The organism is Actinomadura sp. BRA 177, from assembly GCF_013372625.1.
GTDB lineage: Bacteria > Actinomycetota > Actinomycetes > Streptosporangiales > Streptosporangiaceae > Spirillospora.
The window spans coordinates 1-2,851 of sequence record NZ_JABXFD010000549.1 but is presented as its reverse complement, the minus strand read 5'-3'; the positions used below and the strand labels follow the sequence as shown (position 1 = coordinate 2,851).

4 protein-coding genes are annotated in these 2,851 nt (G+C 71.4%); 2 read left to right on the top strand and 2 right to left on the bottom strand.

Annotated elements, in window-relative coordinates; genetic code table 11:
- Positions 1–344: pirin-like C-terminal cupin domain-containing protein (locus HUX53_RS41795; RefSeq protein ID WP_309237518.1), on the bottom strand; the 344-nt coding region annotated here is incomplete at its 3' end.
- A complete protein-coding gene (locus HUX53_RS41790; RefSeq protein WP_309237517.1) occupies positions 271–951 on the bottom strand; it encodes a pirin family protein in 681 nt (226 codons plus the stop codon). The genes HUX53_RS41795 and HUX53_RS41790, both read right to left, overlap by 74 nt.
- 105 nt (positions 952–1,056) lie before the next feature.
- Between HUX53_RS41790 and HUX53_RS31065 the strand changes: the two genes are divergently transcribed.
- Positions 1,057–2,106 (top strand): biotin/lipoate A/B protein ligase family protein, encoded by a 1,050-nt coding sequence (locus tag HUX53_RS31065; protein ID WP_176406776.1) that lies wholly within the window; start codon positions 1,057–1,059, stop codon positions 2,104–2,106.
- Positions 2,107–2,240: 134 nt separating this feature from the next.
- Positions 2,241–2,851 (top strand): TerD family protein (locus HUX53_RS31060; protein WP_176406775.1); only part of this gene is annotated, 611 nt, incomplete at its 3' end.

The following is a 2,851-nucleotide window of genomic DNA, read 5'->3' as shown; positions in this document are numbered from 1 at the left end:
TCGTAGGCGACGGCCGTGCCGGCGGTGGCGGGGGCCGGGAGGCGGGCGCCGTGGTAGCCGTTGACCGTGCCGAAGCGGTCGCCGGTCATCCAGTCCTCGCGCGCTTGGGCGATCTCCTCGCCGGCCCGTCCGATGAAGTTCCACCACATCACGAGCTTTTCCTCGAACGGTTCGCCGCCCAGGAGGATGAAGCCGCCTGGGCCGTCCGCCCGTACGGGCAGTTCGCGGCGGCCGCAGCCGAGGTAGAGCATCGAGCCGGGTTCCAGCCGCTCACCGTCGATCTCGACATGGCCGGACATGGTGAGCGCCGCGTACTCGAAGTCCGGTTCGACCGGTAGGCGCACGTCGGCGCCGTCCTCCAGCGCGATGTCCGCGCCCATGATGGGGGGTGAACGTCGTGCCCGGTGAGGCGGCGCCGTCGAGTTCGCCCAGGAGGAGGGTGGCGGTGAAGCCGGGCGCGGTCACCACGGGGAGGTCGGCGTGGAACTCCCAGCTAGGGTCGGTGTGCCGGTGGGTGTCCGGGAGCGCGACCCAGAGTTGCGCCCCGTGCAGGATGGGGGAGTGGTCGCGCGGCGACTCCTCCGAATGCGAGATGGCCCGCCCGGCGGTCATCAGCCCGAGTTGCTTGGGACGGATGGTCTGCAGGCTGCCGAGGCTGTCGCGGTGCAGGACCTCGCCGCCGTGCAGCCAGCTCACCGTCTGCAGCCCGATGTGCGGGTGCGGCGGCACCTGCATGCCGGGCTCGTCGGTGATGTCGTCCGGCCCGTAGTGGTCGACGAAGCACCACGCGCCGACCATCCGCCGTCCCAGGCTGGGCAGCAGCCGCCGGACGACCGTGCTCTCGCCCAGCGGAACGCGCCGCGGCGGCAGCAGTTGGTGGACGGGCCGTCCCGCCACGTCGTCCTGTCCGCCGCACTGCACCGGCTTAGGCCGGACATCGAGGTTGCTCACCAGTACCGTCCCTCCCTGCGACACCGTCCCTTAACGATGCCCTATGGGCGGCGCCGTTGAACCCCGCGGAATGGGGCGTGCGGGGACCTGGTTGATCTGTATGTGATGCACGGTGAGTACAAGGTTCCCGGTGGCAAGCTCGTGGTCGCGGACGTCGACGTCGTGGACGGCCTTCTGTGCAACCCGAGGATCAGCGGCGACTTCTTCCTCGAACCGGACGCGGCCCTGGACGCGATCAACGGCGTCCTCGACGGGCTCCCCGCCGCGCTGGACGCCAGGGCGATCGGTGTCCGCGTCCAGGCGGGGCTGCCGCGCGACACAGTGATGCTCGGCCTCACCGCCGAGGCGGTGGGCATTGCGGTGCGGCGCGCCGTGGCGCGGGCGTCGGACTGGCGCGACCACGACTGGCGGCTGATCCACGAGCCGCCGCAGGAACCCGCCCTGCACATGGCGATCGACCAGGTGCTCGCCGAGGAGGTCGGCGCGGGACGCCGACCGCCGACGCTGCGGGTGTGGGAGTGGGCGTCGCCCGCGGTGGTCATCGGCAGCTTCCAGTCGCTGCGCAACGAGGTCGACGCCGAGGCGGCCGAGCGGCACGGGGTCGAGGTGGTCCGGCGCATCAGCGGCGGCGGGGCGATGTTCATCGAGCCCGGCAACACGATCACGTACTCGATGTACGCGCCGGAGACACTGGTGGCGGGCATGTCGTTCGCGGAGAGCTACGCCTTCCTGGACGACTGGGTGCTCGGCGCGCTCGGCGAACTCGGCATCAAGGCCTGGTACCAGCCGCTGAACGACATCACGTCCGACAACGGGAAGATCGCCGGCGCGGCGCAGAAGCGGCTCTCGTCGGGCGCGGTGCTGCACCACGTGACGATGGCCTACGACATCGACGCCGAGAAGATGCTGCAGGTCCTGCGGATCGGCCGGGAGAAGATCTCCGACAAGGGCATCGTCAGCGCGGTGAAGCGGGTGGACCCGCTGCGCCGGCAGACCGGCCTGCCCCGCGAGGAGATCATCGACCGCATGATCGGGCACTTCCGGACCCGGTACGGGCTGACCGGCGACAGGGTGAGTGAGGACGAGCTGCGGCTGGCCCGCAAGTACGTCACCGACAAGTTCAGCACCCCGGAGTGGACCGCGCGCGTCCCGTGACACGCCCGGCCGGGCGGAACCCTGGGGCGCCGCCGTGCGTCCTCCCTCATGGCAGGCCGCGCCTCATGGCAGGTCGCGGCGGTGGTGCGGCACGCCGTAGGTTTGGTGACGTCGGCCGATGATGAGGAGCGTTCATGTCGATGCAGAAGGGCGCCAACACCGCGGTGCCGGTTCCCTCGGTGCGGGTCGAGCTGGGCTGGCAGGCCGGTCCCGGCGTGCCGGACGCGGACGCGTCGGCGCTCCTGGTGACCGAGAACGGCCGGGTCCGCTCGGACGACGACTTCGTGTTCTACAACCAGCCGGCGCACGGCTCGGGCGCGGTGCGGCACGAGGGCAAGCAGCAGGGGCCGACGGTCCTGGACGTCCTGGCGGTGGACCTGAACCGGGTCGAGCCCGCCATCGACAAGATCGTCATCGCGGCGTCCTCGGACGGCGGGACGTTCGGCCAGTTCCAGGGCCTGTACGTGCGGGTGGTGGACGCGGCGGGCGGCACCGAGGTCGCCCGGTTCGACAGCCAGGGCGCGACGTCGGAGACGGCGTTCGTCCTCGGTGAGCTGTACCGGCGGCAGGGCGCGTGGAAGTTCCGCGCGGTCGGCCAGGGCTACGACTCGGGTCTCGGCGGCCTGGCCACCGACTTCGGTATCTCGGTCGACGACCCCGGCCAGGCGGCGCCTCCGCCCCCGGCCCCGCCAAACGCCCCTTGTCTGACCTGCCTCCTATACCCATCCCCCGCTGCCCACGCCGA

Bases quoted from the DNA above. Each gene is read 5' to 3' on its own strand.
- HUX53_RS31065 (WP_176406776.1), top strand. From the start codon at position 1,057: ATGCACGGTGAGTACAAGGTTCCCGGTGGCAAGCTCGTGGTCGCGGAC.